Source organism: Rhizobium laguerreae (assembly GCF_019778565.1).
GTDB classification, from domain to species: Bacteria; Pseudomonadota; Alphaproteobacteria; order Rhizobiales; family Rhizobiaceae; genus Rhizobium; species Rhizobium laguerreae.
In genome coordinates this window covers 1-14,705 of sequence record NZ_JAAXQT010000014.1, presented here as the reverse complement: position 1 = coordinate 14,705, position 14,705 = coordinate 1, and the positions used below count along the sequence as shown (strand labels likewise).

10 protein-coding genes are annotated in these 14,705 nt (G+C 61.2%); 4 read left to right on the top strand and 6 right to left on the bottom strand.

The genetic code is table 11. The features are described from left to right. The first annotated feature begins 147 nt into the window (after window positions 1-147). On the top strand, window positions 148-501 hold the full coding sequence (locus HFO71_RS32040) for an RT0821/Lpp0805 family surface protein (RefSeq protein ID WP_077980171.1): 354 nt from the start codon (window positions 148-150) through the stop codon (window positions 499-501). 171 nt (window positions 502-672) lie between these two features. On the opposite strand, the gene HFO71_RS32035 is transcribed toward HFO71_RS32040, so the two are convergent. The 3 genes from HFO71_RS32035 to HFO71_RS32025 all read right to left on the bottom strand — a co-directional run bounded on the left by HFO71_RS32035 (window position 673) and on the right by HFO71_RS32025 (window position 4,584). Continuing rightward, window positions 673-2,331, bottom strand: coding sequence for an ABC transporter permease (locus tag HFO71_RS32035; protein WP_168340034.1), 1,659 nt, complete (start codon window positions 2,329-2,331; stop codon window positions 673-675). 53 nt (window positions 2,332-2,384) lie between these two features. Beyond that, entirely contained in the window at window positions 2,385-3,380 is a 996-nt protein-coding gene (locus HFO71_RS32030; RefSeq protein WP_077980275.1) for a Fe(3+) ABC transporter substrate-binding protein, read from the bottom strand. A 160-nt stretch (window positions 3,381-3,540) separates the two neighbouring features. After that, window positions 3,541-4,584 carry an ABC transporter ATP-binding protein gene (locus HFO71_RS32025; RefSeq protein WP_231285805.1) on the bottom strand — a complete coding sequence of 348 codons (1,044 nt, stop codon included), beginning with the start codon at window positions 4,582-4,584 and terminating at the stop codon, window positions 3,541-3,543. 307 nt (window positions 4,585-4,891) lie between these two features. Here HFO71_RS32025 and HFO71_RS32020 point away from each other — a divergent pair, with 307 nt between their 5' ends. Both HFO71_RS32020 and HFO71_RS32015 read left to right on the top strand, forming a co-directional pair. Then, window positions 4,892-5,170, top strand: coding sequence for a hypothetical protein (locus HFO71_RS32020; protein WP_077980174.1), 279 nt, complete (start codon window positions 4,892-4,894; stop codon window positions 5,168-5,170). A 391-nt stretch (window positions 5,171-5,561) separates the two neighbouring features. After that, window positions 5,562-7,136 carry a carboxylesterase/lipase family protein gene (locus HFO71_RS32015; protein ID WP_245007045.1) on the top strand — a complete coding sequence of 525 codons (1,575 nt, stop codon included), beginning with the start codon at window positions 5,562-5,564 and terminating at the stop codon, window positions 7,134-7,136. 126 nt (window positions 7,137-7,262) lie between these two features. On the opposite strand, the gene HFO71_RS32010 is transcribed toward HFO71_RS32015, so the two are convergent. Further along, entirely contained in the window at window positions 7,263-8,090 is an 828-nt protein-coding gene (locus tag HFO71_RS32010; protein WP_131640489.1) for an SDR family oxidoreductase, read from the bottom strand. A 108-nt stretch (window positions 8,091-8,198) separates the two neighbouring features. Between HFO71_RS32010 and HFO71_RS32005 the strand changes: the two genes are divergently transcribed. After that, window positions 8,199-9,104, top strand: a complete 906-nt coding sequence (locus HFO71_RS32005; protein WP_131640488.1) for a LysR family transcriptional regulator — start codon at window positions 8,199-8,201, stop codon at window positions 9,102-9,104. A gap of 35 nt (window positions 9,105-9,139) precedes the next feature. Here HFO71_RS32005 and HFO71_RS32000 read toward each other — a convergent pair whose 3' ends face one another. Together HFO71_RS32000 and traA are read right to left on the bottom strand one after the other, a co-directional pair. Continuing rightward, complete coding sequence (locus HFO71_RS32000) at window positions 9,140-10,030, bottom strand: LysR substrate-binding domain-containing protein (protein WP_221988877.1); 891 nt, start codon at window positions 10,028-10,030, stop codon at window positions 9,140-9,142. Window positions 10,031-10,614: 584 nt separating this feature from the next. Continuing rightward, the coding region (gene traA / locus HFO71_RS31995; RefSeq protein WP_221988876.1) for a Ti-type conjugative transfer relaxase TraA at window positions 10,615-14,705 on the bottom strand (4,091 nt) is incomplete at its 5' end.

Sequence of the window (14,705 nt, the reverse complement as noted above, 5' to 3'; positions counted from 1 at the left end):
GTCCGGCCGTGCTCATTGTAGTCTCTTGACCACCCTTTCAAGAACACGTTCGCGGCGTCTCCAAGCGACCGCGTTTTCTTCAAACCTCGCAACATTGTGAACCATGAGTAACTTGAAACATAACTAGCAAAACGCTTTATCCGACCGATGAATCTGAAGCACTTCACCTCGGCAATGAGCATCGCGGCTTTGGCGGCATGCTCACATATCGACCCGCTTGAGACGCCCCTCGCCCAGTCAGCAATCCAGCACCAGACGCCTTTGACCGATCAAGCGGTGATCGCAGATACTGTAGGTCGCGGTGCTGTCGGTGCAACGGCGCTTGCTTGGGCCAACCCATCGACGGGTAGCGCGGGTGTTATCGAGCAGATCGATGCCAGTAACGATGGGCCGGACGGATGTCGTGGTTTTGTTACCAGTCGGCAATCTCTCGACGGCGTGACGCGCTTCAACGGCGTAGCCTGCCCGTCTGGGGACAGCTGGAAACTGGGCGGACAATAGGGTAGCGCTCGACGTCCTCAAACGACACAAAGGCATCACCCACACCGATGCTCGTGGCTGCATTCAGAGGTCAAGCAGCCATTTGGCCACGATATTGCCCACGGCGACCGGTTTGTGGCTTTGCGTTGTTTAGTGGAGGTCGCAGAGCCGGCATACCCATCGGCTTGCCGGCTAGCGGATACGTCCGATCCGCGATAGCAAAATAGCGGGCAGGATGCCGATCAGCACGATGGCGAGCGCTGCAATCGAGGCTTCCTCGTAAGTGCCTCTGGCAGCCTCTCCATAAAGATGAGTTGCGAATGTCTCGACATTGAGTGGCCGCAGGAGGAGCGTCGCCGGCAGCTCCTTTACACAATCGACGAAGACCAGTAGCGCGGCAGCTGAGATTGCCGCCTTCGAAAGCGGCAAATGCACGTAGCGCAGGGTGCCTGCGGTGGACTGCCCCAGCGAACGTGACGCATGATCAAGCGACAGGGAAATGCGCGATAGACCGGCTTCTATGCCGCCGGCGGAGATCGCCAGAAAGCGCACGATGAGCGCATATATGACGGCAGCACCCGATCCCATCAGGAGCAGACCAGTGGACACATCAAACAAGGAAAGCACGGTGCGGTCGATAAACTGATCGAACCCGCCAAGGATGATCAGCACGCCAATGGCGACCACGGTGCCGGGAGCCGCATAGCCAATCGTGGAACAGCGCAGGAGCCAGGAGGACGGTTGGCCCGGCCGCAGGCGGGTCGCGTAGACGGCGAGAAGGCCAAGGATGACGGTCGTGATTGTCGCCAGGGTGGCGATAGCGATCGTATTCACGGCCTCATCGATGATCCGTGGGGATATGCCGGCGAACCGATAGCGTTTTGCCGCTTCGATCAACAGATAGAGCGCGGGCGCGCCAAAGCCCAGGATGACAGGCAGAAGACCGCCGAGAAACAGCAGTACGCCTTTTCCCAAGGATACCCGCCGCGGTTGGAAACTTCGCATCCGGCGCACATCGATCGAGTAGCCCTGCTTGCGTCGCGCCCATCGCTCAACCGCAACAATTGCGACGACGATGAGAAGAAGGGCAAGGGCGATCTGCGACGCTCCCGATAAATCGGAGCGGGTGACCCAGGTGGTGTAGATGGAAACGGTGATCGTCCGGACACCGAGGAATTCGGCGGCGCCTATATCGTTCAACGTTTCCATGAGTGCAAGGCTGATACCCACGGCAACAGCGGGGCGCGCGAGCGGCAGAGCGACCCGCCAGAAGACCGCGCGGCGAGATGTACCGAGCGTACGTGCAGCATCGACGAGATTGCCGGATTGCGTGAGGAACATCGCGCGCGTGGGGATGTAGACATAGGGGTAGAGCACGATCCCGAGAAGCAGGATGCAGCCAGTCATGGAACGGACGTCCGGAAGGCGAAACTGGCGCGGGGTCTCGTAGCCTAGCAACCAGCGCACGGCATCCTGCACCGGACCGATCGGATGCATTATATCCAGATAGGCATAGGCGACGATGTAGGTCGGAACGGCAAGCGGCAGAAGCAGCATCCACTCCAGAGCATGCCTGCCGGGAAAATCATAGGCGGTCACCAGCCATGCCGTCGTCGTGCCAACAACTGCAGTGATGACGCCGACCCCCACAAGGAGAATGACGGTGTCGAGAAGCGCGACGGGAAGGATGGTCGAGAAAAGATGTCCCCAAAGACCCGCCGAACCCTTCGAGGCTTCGATGAGCAATCCCCCGATCGGCAGCATGGCAATGAGGGCGATAGTGGCGGCAATCGTCAGCCATGCGCTGCCGGGGCGCTTTGCAGAGCGGGCGGGCGCCGGGCTCGGAAACATCACTTGGTCCGTTCTCGGGGGGAAGGCGCCAGTCAGCGGCGCCTTCACTGTCCTTAGTTGTCGAAGCCGACCTTGTCCACGAGTTCACTCGCCTGCTTGCGATGGCTGACGATCTCGGACAAGGGCTTGCTGTCGATCTTTAGTTCGCCAAAGGATGCGATGATCGGATCGGCCGCGACGCCTGCCTTCACGGGATATTCGTAATTGGCCTCAGCATAGATCTTCTGCGCTTCGTCAGAGACGAGATATTCGAGAAGTTTGACGGCTTCAGCCTTGTTCGGTGAGTGCTTGGCGATTGCCGCGCCGCTGATATTCACCTGCGTCCCGCCGTTCTCGAAGGTCGGCAGGATGACCTTGATGGCGTCGCCCCATTTGACCTGCTCTTCACCACCCTTGCCGGACCGCATTAGACCGACATAATAGGAGTTGGCGATACCGATATCGCAAATGCCGCCGAGGATATCCTTGGCCGAATCGCGATCGCCGCCGGTTGCCTTACGGGCGAGATTGGCCTTGACAGCTGTCAGCCATTTCTCGGTTTCTTCCGCGCCGTAATGAGCGACGTAGTCCGCAAACAGTGCCGTATTATACGGGTGCTGACCTGAGCGTATGCAAATCTTGCCCTTCCACTTGGGATCGGCAAGCTCCTCGTAGTTGAATGTGCTCATCTCAATGTCCTTGGCCGCGTAGAGAACGCGCGCGCGCATCGACAGTGCGAACCAGTTGCCCTTGGCATCACGCAGCTGTTCCGGGATTGCCGAGTTCAGAACAGACGATTCGACCGGTTGCGTTACGCCTTTGTCGACCAGATCGACAAGGTTGCCGGCATCGACGGCCATCAGGATGTCAGCCGGCGAGCTGGCGCCCTCGGAGGCGACACGCTCTGCCAGGCCATCCTTCAGGAAAACCGTATTGACCTTCGTCCCGGTCGATTTGGTGAACGCCTCCAGAAGAGGTGCGATCAGAGCCGGTTCTCTCGTCGTGTAGAGGTTGATTTCTGCGGCCGCTGCGATGCAAGGCGACATCAGCGCCGAAGCAGCAAGCAGCATGGATACGAGGATAGAGCGCGAATTCATTATGTCCCTCCGAATGAATGCGCATCCCTTGAGCAGTTCATGACGCTGAAAGTCAAGTTTTCCCCGAAGTTTGTTGCCGAATATCACGGAAACTTGATGAGTGGTCAGCAGACTCCGCTCGGCAGGTCAGCTGTCAAAAAGCCAGCAGCCGCTCGGGGAGGATTGATATCCGAATATTCTCGGCGTCGGACGGAAGCCGCTCCAAAGCTCTGGCCTTAAGCGGCACCTCGAGGCCTTCAATCCTCAACGTTATCTGCTCGAATTCGCCATGCAAAACACGGTCCTCGATGCGGGCTGCAATTCCCGAGCCGGGGGACAGCGCAATCGCATGCGGGCGGATATAGACGGTCACGGAGCTTGCGGGCGGACGATCAAGCCTATAGGCGAAGTTACCGATCGCGGTTTCGATCCATCCGCCACGGTAAACGCCGGGAACTTTGCTGGACGGGCAAAAGAACTCTGCCGCATAAGGATTCGTTGGACGGTCGTGCAGATCATAGGCGGAACCGGACTGGACGATTTCGCCTGCCCGCATCAGAACCACCTGATCACCGACGGAAAGTGCTTCCTGGGGATCATGCGTCACGATGATTACGGTCGTGCCGAGTGCCCTCAAGAGGCTCAAGGTGTCGCTGCGTACCTTTCCACGCAGGCCCTGATCCAGATTGGAAAAAGGTTCGTCCATCAGGATGACACTCGGCCGGGGCGCCAGGGCCCGGGCTAGTGCGACACGCTGCTGTTCACCGCCGGAAAGGGTGTGCGGATAGCGATGCGTTAGATGTTCGATTCCGACCTTGCTGATCATCTCCTCTGCCCGCGCGGTTGCTTCGCTCTTCGAATGTCGCTTGAGACCAAAGAGGATATTGGCTCGTACAGTCAGGTGCGGGAAAAGAGCATAGTCCTGAAAGACGAATCCGACGCCACGCGCCTCCGGTTCGACGAAAGTGGTCGAACTGGCAACCTCGCGGCCTTCGAGGAGGATGCGGCCGGATTCCGGTATTTCGACACCGGCAATCATGCGCAGGAGCGTAGACTTGCCGCAACCGGAATGGCCCACGAGCGAGACCGCATCTCCGCGCCGAATATGAAGAGAAAGATCCTGCACGGCTGCAGTGATACCAAAGCGACGGGTAACATTTTCCAGCCGTACTGCGATTGCGTTCATTTCAGCTTTCATGCTCGCCGGTGGCTTCCAGTGCAAGTCCTGAAACACCCCTAGAACATACCGAGGCAGGTCGGGACAAGCGCAATCTGTACCGCAAGCACGGCAAGCTATTTGCCGTTTCAAAGTTGCAGCAAAAACTTCTCGCCGGCATCTTTCCACCTATCGCCACAGATGACTGTTCCGGAATCGCGCCAGACGGCCGCGATCACCTTAAGTCCTGTTACTCCGGAGATTGCACCTTGTCTCGCTTTCCCGAGACACACGCAGTGGAACCGGCTCCCTTTTCAATTGTTCCTCCCGATCAGCAGGGAGCTTCCAAATGACCTACGTCGCATCGCCAAGCTACGACCGTAACGACGCCAGCCGCGCTTCAAACCTCCGTCAGTGTCTCGAGACCGCCAGACGCCACCTCGATGAGACTTCCCACAACTCCGAAACCGAAAAAATCGAAACCCTCGTGGCTTCTGCCATTGAGGCGGGCTGGGAAGAGGATGAAGTGCGCGAGGCCCTGAGCGCCGGCGACAAGCAAGGAAACAAGATGCCGGAGCAGGAACCACCCGTCCCAACGATCGGCGTGGTCCCTTCGTCATCCTTCTGACAAGTGGCGGTTGTTAGCGGTCCGAACAAGCGGCGCGATTTCCATGTATTTCGCCGCGTAGCCACCTGTGCGGGTACTACTGCCAATCGCCACCTAAGACGTTCTCAAATATGCCAGCGTTAGCCGTCGCTCGGAGGTTAAAGCAGAGCGGGCGCCCGGTTTTCGTCGGACGCACATCGGTCGGCAAGAAGACCCGTCCAACCCTCCGGCGTGATCTCTCTCCAGCAACCATCTGACTGTAGTCCTGAAAATCGTCCTCCCCGGCCTAGTTAGTCACCGACGGTCGGGGATGGGCGGCCGTCGGGCTTTTAAAACTCGAAATCAACGACAAGAGGATAAGTTGATGAAAAGGACGTTCCTATATTGCGCTTTAATATCTGCGCTATCGGCGATGACGGCTTCCATTGTCGGCGCACCCGCTCTTGCCGAAGAATTTGTTGCTTCGCAGAGCAAGACGGTCGTCGAAACCAAGAAGGGTAGTCTCGTCGGCGCACTCGACGATGGCATCTACAGCTATCTTGGCGTCCCCTATGCTCATGCCGACCGCTTCATGCCGGCGGAAGAGGTCGCGCCTTGGCAAGGCATCCGTCCCGCAGTCACCTATGGCGAGAACTGCTTCATCCCCCGAATGAAGGAGGTGGCCGGCGACGAACTCTTCAATCCGCACCGCTATTTGCCGATGAGCGAAGCCTGCCAGTTCCTGAACATCTGGACGCCGGCGATCAAGGAAGGAAAGAAACGGCCGGTCATGGTCTGGATCCATGGGGGCGGCTTCACCAATGGCTCCGGCATCGAGCTGACCTCGTATGACGGCCACAATCTGAGCAAGGAAGGCGATGTCGTCGTCGTCACCCTCAACCACCGGCTCAACGTGCTCGGCTTCCTCGATCTTTCCGCCTACGGAGAGAAATACAAACGGTCGGGCAATGCCAGCGCCACAGATCTCGTCGCTGCGCTGCAATGGGTCCAGGATAATGCCGAGGCCTTCGGCGGCGATCCCGGCAACGTGACGATTTTCGGCCAGTCCGGCGGTGGCTACAAGGTGCGCGCCCTGATGGGGACGCCTTCGGCGAAGGGCCTCTTCCAGAAGGCCATTGTCCAGAGCGGCTCCCGGACCGATTCCGTCGTCGATCAGGCGTCCTCGCGGAAGGTGGCCGAACTGACGCTCGCCAATCTCGGTCTCAAGGCCGAGGAAATCGACAAAGTTGCCGACGTCGATTATTACGATCTCCTTGCCGCAGCCGACAAAGCCATCAAGGAAGCAGCCGCCCAAGGCGTCAAGGACGCCCGCTACGCGCCCGTTCAGGATGGCGACTACATTCCGGCGAACCCGGTCGGGACAGAGTGGGTCGACCAGGCCAAGGACATTCCCCTGATGGTCGGAAACACCCTCAATGAGTTCGAGACGGTGATCAACCACAAGGCGGGCGAGCTTCTTGCCGACAACAAGAACAACTGGGACGAAGACAAGTCCCGGGCCAAGCTGAAGGAGCGTTTCGCCGGCAAATCCGACGCGGTCGGCAAGGCGTTCATGGCCGCCTACCCGGAGAAAAAGATCGCCGACGCCTATTTCCTGGATCTGCGCTTCCGTCCGGGAACCATCCGTGATCTCGACCTGAAGGCAAGGCAGAACGGGGCTCCGGTCTACTCCTATATGTTCGCCTACGAGTCACCCGTCCTGGATGGGATCGCGATGGCCTGGCATTGTGCGGAATTGCCCTACGTGTTTGCCAACGCCGCGCTGGTCAAGACGTCGACCGGCGGCGGCAGCGACGCCCTCGCGCTTTCCAGGACGGTAAGCCAGGCCTGGGTTAACTTCGCCCGCAACGGCAAACCGAGCGCCGAGGGCTTGCCCGACTGGCCGGCCTACACGACCGATAATCCGGCGACCATGGTTCTCGACAAGGAGTCCCGCGTGGCAGTCGACCTCGACCGCAAGCTTCTGCAGACAGCAGGCGCCCTCTAGCGCCAATTGCAGGATTGGACATACGGCGCCGGCCGACATCGATCGACCCGGCCGGCGCAGCGCAATCGCCTCCCACTCGTCTCGCTGATTAGAAAAATATCGAGATGGGCGACGATCAACCGCTGGTCAGTCGACATCGGCCGACATCGTCACCTCCTTGAAGGCGTCGAGCTCAGTCAACCGCTCGACCAGCGCCTTGCGGATCGAGGCATAGCTGCCGGTGCCGAGCGCCAGCCGCTTCGGAGCCGAGTATTGTTCGGCAGCCTCGATCATCGCCTGCGCCATCTTGACGGGATCACCCTTTGCTTCGAACCTGCCGTCGGCAATGGCGCGGCGGATTTCGCCGGCCGGCGTCGCGTCATAGACTTCCATCGGTTGCGGCGCGACCAGGCCGCGCCCGAAATCGGTCCGCGCCGGACCTGGCTCGGCGATGATGAATTCGATGCCGAAGGGGGCGACTTCCTGCGAAACCGCTTCGATGAAGCCTTCGATGCCCCATTTGGTCGCATGGTAAAGGCTGAAATTCGGGTAAGCGATCTGTCCGCCTTCCGAAGACAGCTGCAGGATGCGGCCGCCGCCCTGCGCCCGCATATGCGGCAGCGCTGCCCGGATCACCTGGATCGAGCCGATCAGGTTGGTATTGATCTGATGACGGATCTGTTCGTCACTCACCTCTTCTGCGGCGCCGAACAGGCCGTAGCCGGCATTGCTGACGACGACGTCGATTCTACCCATCGCTCCAAAGGCGGCGTCAACGACCGGGCGTACTGCCCCGTCATTGCTGACGTCAAGCGTCGCGATCCAGAGGCTCTCGCCGTACTGCGACGTCAAATCGTCGAGCGCTTCCGGCCTGCGCACAGTCGCCGCGACGCCATCGCCGCGCGCCAGCAGTTTTTCGGTCATGATGCGCCCGAAACCGGAGGAGGCGCCCGTTATCATCCATGTCTTTGCCATTGTCCTTATCTTTCATGCCGCGCGATTGCAGCTGCTCTTGAAGTAAGATAGATGAGACTATTCCTGCTTCTATCCGTCGAATGCTGCATGAGTTGGTGAATTTTAGCCATGAATTACAAGCCGACTCTTGCCGATCTGAGAGCCTTGTCTGCCATCGTCACCCATCGCAGCTTCCGCAAGGCCGCCGACGAGTTGGCTCTGTCGCCTTCGACACTCAGCCATATGATGCGTTCGCTCGAAGAAAATATGGGCGTTCGGCTTCTCAATCGGACGACCCGCAGCGTCGCGGCGACGGAGGCCGGCGAGCGCCTCGTCGCCCGCCTTACGCCACTGTTCAGGGCTTTCGATCTGGCGCTCGAGGAGGTCAACGAATTCCGCGGCCATCCCAGCGGCACATTGCGGCTTAATACCAGCGAGATCGCCGCGCGGGTGCTGCTCGATGCCGCCGTCCCAACCTTTCTCACACGCTATCCCGACATGTCGCTCGATCTCGTCACCGACAACCGGCTCGTCGATGTCGTTGCCGACGGTTTCGATGCCGGCATAAGACTTCGCGAGGCGGTGCCGCTCGATATGATCGCGGTGGAATTCGGCGGCGATACCCGCTTTGTTGCCGTCGCTTCGCCGGCCTATCTCGCAGCGCATCCGGCGCCGCAGACACCGGACGAATTAAGGACCCACGCCTGCATCCGCTTCCGGCTGCCAAGCGGCAAGCTCTTCCGCTGGGAATTCGAAAAATACGGCCACGAGCTTGCCGTCGACGTTCCGGGCGCGCTGACGCTCGACCATGTCGAACTGATGGCGCAGGCAGCGGCAAAAGGTCTCGGCATCGCCTATGTCTCGGATCGCACGGCCCGGCCGTTTCTCGAAAGTGGCGCGCTCGTCACCGTGCTGGACGACTGGTGTCCGGCCATCCCTGGCCTCTGTCTCTATTATCCCGGCCACCGTCATGTGCCGCAGGGGTTGCGGGCTTTCATCACTGTGCTGACCGAGGTCGAGCGTCACGGACGATAGGCCTCTCGGCCGAGTCTTGCCGATATCGGCCGCCGTCAGAATGTTTCGATCCGGGAGCTGATCCAGCGAACAAAGAGTGAGGCAGGCGGGGCGAGCCGGCCGAAACTGCGCGCGACCAGCCAGTAGGCGCCGTGGGCAACAGCAAGATCAGACAGACGAAGCAATCGGCCCGCCCTGATCTCTTCCTCGGCGAAGATATCGTCCATCAGCGCTATGCCTTGCCCGCGCAGGACCGCCTGCATGACCAGCCCGCCATCGGCATAGACCGGCCCGCGCGCGATTTCCGGCATGGTCATGCCTGCCGCCTCGAACCAGCGGAACCACACGTCGCGGCTCTCCTCATACAACAGCGTATGGCGGAGCATGTCTTCCGGGCGGTCGATCGCAGGCCCTGCCTTGAGCAGCGCGGGTGCGGCGACCGGCACCATCCTGACATCGGCGAGATGCGCGCTCTCCGTCCTCGGCCAGGCGGTCACGCTGGCGCTGTGGCGGATGGCGATCTCGGCCTGCCCGCCCCGGAACTCGATCAGGCGAGAATCGGCGTCGATCGTCACGTCGATGTCGGGATGCCGTTCCCGAAACTCTGGCAGACGGGGAACGAGCCAGCACGCCGCGAAGGAAGGTTCCACGCTGATCGTCACCGCTGCCGTCGCCGGCCGGCTGCGGATTTCTTCCAGGCATTCGTCGATCCGGTCGAAGGACAATGTCAGGATCGCCAGCAGCCTGTTGCCCGAAGCGGTCAGATGGACGCCGCGTTGGCGGCGCTCGAAGAGCGCCTCGCCCAGCAACGTCTCCAGCTCGCGTATCTGCCGGCTGACCGCCGCCTGCGAGATGAACAGCTCCTGCGCCGCCAGCGTGAAGCTCTCGAGGCGGCCGGCGACCTCGAAACTCCGTAAAGCCGTCAACGGCAGGCGTCCGCGTTTCATCCATAACCTCAAGTCATTCGAGGTCGACGATAAGCTCGTTTGAAGGCGCAAGGCAAGAAGCCGCATATGATCGCGAAGGAGAGATATCGATGCGCAAGCGGATATTCGAGACCATATTGAACGTCATCCGGCTGGTGACGTTTCAGCCATGCCGAGTGAAAGACTAGGCGAGGGAATAAAGGCGCCGGCATCCGCATTCGCCATGACATCAGCCGGGCACCGACTCCAAATTGGAAGAACGGTCCATACGGCCCGGGACGATCGTCCGCGCGGTCCTTCTCAGTCGTCTCCTGCGATATCGATGTTCTGAGGGTACTGACACTTCAACGATACAGGCTTCAGACTGAACGGAAATGAGCAACTGAGCTGGATCCCGTCGACGCTGCGACTCAGATCAAGCCATTCGCCGCGGCGCTTGCAGATCTGCTCATCAATCAGACAACCTCGGCTCGTAGCTCAGGAGCGAAGGCCTTCTGAGGGGGCGACGCAATCTGACTGCCGTCGAGCTGTCGACCTGCGTTGGATTCAGAAGAACAGGCAAAAAGAAGCACGACTAAGCTTATTGAGTCCCTCCTCGGTTGGTCTCAGAATCCGATGCCACGCCCGCGGTTGACAGCCTGCTGACGCCGTTCCGAGATGATCTGCTCACTGCTCTCCATCCGGACAGCCTGCTGCAGGACTTTCAGCTTCTCCCGCATTGCCTCCAAGGCATTGTGCTGTGCTTGTGGCACGTGGTTGATGAGATCCTTTTCGCCGCGAATGATGGCATTGCGACCAAAGCGCTCGTCGAGCGCCCGGCTGACGGCGGCAAACTCCCGGCGAATGTCGGGATCGAGCGAAGCGGCCGATGCGCTCAGCTTGTAGCCGTTGTTCTTCGCCTCGGCGGTCAGGCGCATGAGCACCTCTTCCGCCGCCTTCGACAGGCCGGGAATGGCGACTGTCATGCGCCGTCGCTCCTCTGCAATGGCCCGGCGTTCGCCATCGAGCACATTGACGTAGGCCGAACCGAGCGCGCGCAGGCGGGCGGCGGCTTCAGGCATGGCCTGCACTGCGTCTTTCCGCTCTCGGCCGGCGGCCAGCATCCGGTCCATCAGGCGATCGGAACCGCGCAATGCGCCGTAGGCGGCCGGATCATTGGTCACCGCAGCGGCGATACGCTCGCCAGCAAAACCTTTGGCAAGCAGCTCTTCGATCTTGCCGACGGCGCCGGCCGGATCGCGCCAGATCGCGCTTGCCACGGCCGACAGCGCTGCTCGCTGCTGGCGATAGAGAGGAGCTGACAGCACCCGCGAGCGCGCCTCCTCGTCGACAGGGGTCTTGAACTCGGTGACAGCGGCAAGCATGGGCAGCACGGCGGCATTCTCCTTGCCTGCCTCCATCCCCTGATCGGCACTGGCGCCAGCAACAATCTTCGAACGATCCCGCCGCTCGGCGAGATGCTGCTCCTCGGCAAAGCGCTTCACGGCTTCAAACAGCCGGGTCAACTTCTCGCCTCTGATGCTCGCGAGGTCCTCCGGCATACGCTCGACCACGTTGCGTTCGGCAACCGCATCGGCCTTCGAGGTAAAGGCGCTCCAGCCGAAGCGGGCGGTGAGCGCCTCGCTGACGGCCTTGACCTCCTGCACGAGCGAGCGGTCTTCTGTGGCGAGCGCAAAGGCGCTCTTGTAGGCGTCGTCCCCTCCCTGCCTGCGCACCGCCTCGATCTCGACGAGACGCTTCATCGCCTTTCTGGAGGGCGCCGGGATCGGCAGGGACATATGAGCGCGGCGCTGTTGCTCACGGAGATCGAAGCGTTCGGCATTCCGGCGGAACTCCGTCGCATGGGCGCGGGCCAACGGTATCAGTTCCAGCAATGCCGCGGTCGCGACGCTGCGCTCGTCACGTGCGGCCCGACCGTCGACGATCAGATCGGAACCACGCAGGCGGCCGAGCCGATCCGGTGCTGCGGCAAGATCCTCGGCAAGCTTGCGGGGTTCGAGGCCTGCATCCGAGGAAAGCGCGTTCAGGGCGACAAGTGCTGCATCCGGGTCACGATAGATCTTCTCCAGCAGCGGCCGCAGGATGGCTTCGCGCTCCTTCCAGGTCGGCGACGCAAGCTGAGCCAGGCGCGCGTCCTCGTCGACGCTCCTGGCAAAGACCGTGGTGGGCGCGATCAGATACCGCGCACGGCCAGCATCTGCATCCGAGACGCTTTGCGTTTCAATTCGCTCCTCATTGTAGGAGACGCGCCGCTCCCGCTCGATCGCAAAACCGAGCGCCATGCTGGCCCGCTCCCAGAGCTCAGCCACCTGCTCCCTCTTTTCCGCAATCCACGCCCACCGCCGCGAGACCTCCTCTTCCATGCCGGCGGCAGCTTGAGAAAGAGTGTCGATCCCACGACGCCGGGCGAAGTCGTCGGCATGAGCCTGGTAGCTGGCCTCGCTCTCGAAATCGAGCGTCGTCGTCTTGGCGCCGGAGCGCGACAGACGTTCGACGAGCTGCTTGAACACATCCGGCCGATGGCTTTCCCGCTCGATGCGCTCCAGGCGAGCTTCGGCGGGTTCGATGCGTTTCGCGGTCCAGACATTGCGGTCGACTTCTCTTTCCTCGAACCGCTTCTGCCCGGTTTGCTCATCGACGATCGGAACCTGAACCTTGACCCGCTCCACGCCGTCCCTGCGCAGGGTGACGGTGTCGCCTTCTGAGATGCCACTCTCCTCGAGCGCCTTCGGCAGGCTCACACCCCAGAGACGATGGACGGCTCCGTCGTCCGTCTTCACGTCGGCATAGGGGCTGTCGTCGGCATCCTCATCATTCGGCCGGAACTTGGCTTGTCCTGTTTCGACGAGCTCGCCGGTCACGCCGGCAGCATGATCGACACGCGGCTTCCTCCCCCATTCCGGCCTCGCTTCAAAATCTTCCTTCGCGGCATAGAGGTCAGCGCGGTCGCGATGCCGGGTCATCGACACATAGGTCAGATGCTGGTCCATCATGCCGGTTGCGAGCACGAAGGTTCGCTCGACGGTGGCACCTTGTGATTTGTGAATGGTCGCGGCGTAGCCATGATCGACATTGCGGTAACTGTTCTCGCTGATGACGACATCGCGGCCATTGTCGAGACGCACCGTAAGCAAGGTATCACCGCGTTTGTCGCCGGTGGAAACGACCGTGCCGAGCATGCCGTTCTTCACATATTGCGGGCCGAGACGGGGCGCACGTGGCTCGAGGAAGCGGGCATTCTCCAGGAAGATGATGCGGTCGCCGGCGGCGAATTCCCGCGCCCCACGTTCGGTCTGGAATGCGCGGCTCTCACCTAGCGCGCCCTCACCTATCATGACCGATCGCAGCGCGTCGTTCAGGCGCTTCACGTCTGCATTGGTGTGGGCAAGCACGAGAAGCGCGTCGCCGCGAATGCGAGATGTGTTTGGGCCTTCGGCAGATTCCCGAACGAGCGCGCGACGGGCATCCGTCCAATCGGAAACGATGCGCCCGATGGCTTCGTCCCGTGTCCCAGCCTCGATGAGATGACCCTGCTGCGCATAGGCATCGAGACCTTTCTCCGTCTCGCCGCGCGCAAAAAGCCGCGATGCCTCGCGCGCCCACTCTTCGCGCTGACGGCGCACGCCGGCGAGTTCGGCAAAACCGATCCGCTCAGTGATTGCCCTAAACGCCGCCCCCGCCTGGATCGGCTGCAGTTGCATCGCATCGCCGACCAGCACGACTTTCGCCCCTGCTTGTTCCACGAGCTTCAGCACGCGGGCCATCTGCTGCGACGACACCATGCCGGCCTCGTCGATGACAAGCATATCACCGCGGTGAAGCGTCTCGTGCCCATTGGCCCAGATGAGTTCCCAGGAGGTGAGTGTTCGCGACCTGATGCCGGAGCTGTCTTCCAGTCCCTCCGCAGCCTTCCCCGCAAGGGCCGCGCCGATGACCCGGCGGCCACCGCTCTCCCAAGCGACGCGTGCCGCGGCAAGCAGTGTCGACTTGCCGGCACCGGCAAGGCCGACCACGGCCGCGATGCCGCTGTCACCGGTGACATGACTGACCGCGTCCACCTGCTCCGGATCGAGCCGAAAGGACTTTTCCGGATCAGCTGTTTCGACATTTTCGATCGCGGCGGCGACGCTCTCGGCCGAAACTGCAAAACCGCGACGTTCCGACAAGACCTGCGCCGACCGCGCCATGTCATATTCGATGCGCAGGATCTCGCGCGTGGTGAAGACAGCGGGTTCCGACGCATTGCCCGTTTCAGGATCGACCTCCTGCGGCTTCAGCATGACAAGATCGTCCGACGCCATCAGCCGCGCGCGGATATTGGCGAAGTCCGTGGGATCATCGACGGTGCGATGCAGCGCCTTGGCTATATCGCGCTCATCGAAGGTAGAGCGTTCATTGCCGAGCTGCTTCAGCAGGAGCGCGGGATCGGCGAGCAACCGGTCGGCCATCTCGTGGCGACGGGCAAGGTCGGCCGGGGCAAAATACATCTCGGCACCCCGGCGGGAAAGGGCTGCCTTCTCCGGACCGAGATGTCTTTGGGCGATGCCATCGAGACCCTGTTCGGCATAGGAGCGGCCGTCGATCCGGATCTCATGGCCTGCAAGCGCCAGGTGCCGGTTGGCCGTTTCCGCCCAGGCGATCTTCCAGGCCTTCATGGTTTCCTTGTCGCCAGTCCAGAGCTTGTAGACGATCCTGC

Bases quoted from the DNA above. Each gene is read 5' to 3' on its own strand.
- HFO71_RS32005 (WP_131640488.1), top strand. From the start codon at position 8,199: ATGAATTACAAGCCGACTCTTGCCGATCTGAGAGCCTTGTCTGCCATC.
- HFO71_RS32015 (WP_245007045.1), top strand. From the start codon at position 5,562: ATGACGGCTTCCATTGTCGGCGCACCCGCTCTTGCCGAAGAATTTGTT.
- HFO71_RS32020 (WP_077980174.1), top strand. From the start codon at position 4,892: ATGACCTACGTCGCATCGCCAAGCTACGACCGTAACGACGCCAGCCGC.
- HFO71_RS32000 (WP_221988877.1), bottom strand. From the start codon at position 10,030: ATGAAACGCGGACGCCTGCCGTTGACGGCTTTACGGAGTTTCGAGGTC.
- HFO71_RS32010 (WP_131640489.1), bottom strand. From the start codon at position 8,090: ATGGCAAAGACATGGATGATAACGGGCGCCTCCTCCGGTTTCGGGCGC.
- HFO71_RS32040 (WP_077980171.1), top strand. From the start codon at position 148: ATGAATCTGAAGCACTTCACCTCGGCAATGAGCATCGCGGCTTTGGCG.
- HFO71_RS32035 (WP_168340034.1), bottom strand. From the start codon at position 2,331: ATGTTTCCGAGCCCGGCGCCCGCCCGCTCTGCAAAGCGCCCCGGCAGC.
- HFO71_RS32030 (WP_077980275.1), bottom strand. From the start codon at position 3,380: ATGCTGCTTGCTGCTTCGGCGCTGATGTCGCCTTGCATCGCAGCGGCC.
- HFO71_RS32025 (WP_231285805.1), bottom strand. From the start codon at position 4,584: ATGAAAGCTGAAATGAACGCAATCGCAGTACGGCTGGAAAATGTTACC.